Annotated in this window: 1 protein-coding gene; it reads left to right on the top strand. The window is 48.3% G+C overall.

Features of this window, described 5'->3' with window-relative positions; translation table 11 throughout:
* Positions 1 to 1,218, top strand: a 1,218-nt coding sequence (locus R7E42_RS24315; RefSeq protein ID WP_318073135.1) for an ABC transporter ATP-binding protein, incomplete at its 5' end; no start/stop codon positions are given.
* Positions 1,219 to 1,357: the final 139 nt, after the last annotated feature.

Genomic DNA, 1,357 nt, shown 5'->3' with positions numbered 1-1,357 from the left:
GCTTTGGCTGGTGAGCCAGATCTGATCATCGCCGATGAGCCAACCACGGCACTGGACGTATCAATCCAAGACCAAATCCTGAATCTTATCCGTGAGTTGTGTATCCAGAACAATGTTGGTTGTATGTTGGTTACGCACGACATGGGGGTGGTTTCAAACGTTACAGACCGCGTGGCGGTAATGTACCGTGGCGATCTTGTTGAGTTTGGGCCAACGGCAAAAGTGTTGGGCAACCCAGATCATCCATACACGCGCAGCTTGATTTCGGCGGTTCCTCGCTCAGACAGAAAGCTCGATCGTTTCCCTCTGGTGAGTTACATCGAAGAAGCGACAGAAATGAAGTCGCTGGACATCAAGAACCACTGGCTTGGTCAAAGCCAAGATCAGCGTGAGTACACTGGCCCGTTGTTGGATGTGAAAAACGTCAACCTAAGGTTTGTGACTAAGGACTCTTTGTTTGAAAGCCGCCGTGAGTACGTGCAGGCATCGAACAATGTGAGTTTTGAGGTGCACGAAGGTGAGACGTTTGGTCTGGTGGGTGAGTCAGGTTCGGGTAAGTCGACCATCGCGCGCGTGATTGCTGGTTTGTATGAGCCAAACTCTGGCCAAGTGAAATTTGAAGGCATCGATCTCACGGCGATGAAGTCGGAAAAAGAGCGTCGTCCGATGCGACGTCAAATGCAGATGGTGTTCCAAAACCCATACACGTCTATGAACCCTCGTATGAAGGTGGCAGACATTATTGCCGAGCCAATTCGTTTCCATAAACTCACCAAGAATGAAGCAGAAACACGTCAAATCGTAAATGATTTGCTTGATCATGTTGGTTTGGGTCGCATGGCTGGCGTGAAATATCCTCATGAATTCTCTGGTGGTCAGCGTCAGCGTATTTCGATTGCGCGCGCTCTGGCCACTCGTCCTCGACTTTTGATTTGTGATGAACCGACATCAGCGTTGGATGTGTCGGTACAGGCACAAATTCTGAACTTGCTAAAAGATCTGCAAAGTGAACTGAACCTAACGATGTTGTTTATCAGTCACGATTTACCGGTGATTCGTCAGATGTGTGACCGAGTAGGTGTAATGCAGATGGGCACGTTATTGGAAGTCGCGCCTACCGAGCAGCTCTTTACTGCTCCACAGCACGAATACAGCAAAAAATTGATCTCTCTAATGCCTGAATTTACGGGCCTGCGAGAAGAAATCAAAACGGCATAAACCAAGTATTTCGCTTGGCTGATCTTTAGTCATTATAAAGACGCAAACACAATAACAAGGGATCCGGATCCCCGCATGAAGGAGTTATGCAAATGAAAACCATGAAAAGCAAATTAGCAGTGGCGCTAATGGCTGCGGG

The sequence above is a fragment of the Vibrio sp. Vb1337 genome, assembly GCF_033338715.1.
Classification (GTDB): domain Bacteria; phylum Pseudomonadota; class Gammaproteobacteria; order Enterobacterales; family Vibrionaceae; genus Vibrio; species Vibrio alginolyticus.
The sequence above is the reverse complement of the archived record's forward strand: the minus strand, read 5'-3'. Positions and strand labels throughout refer to the sequence as shown.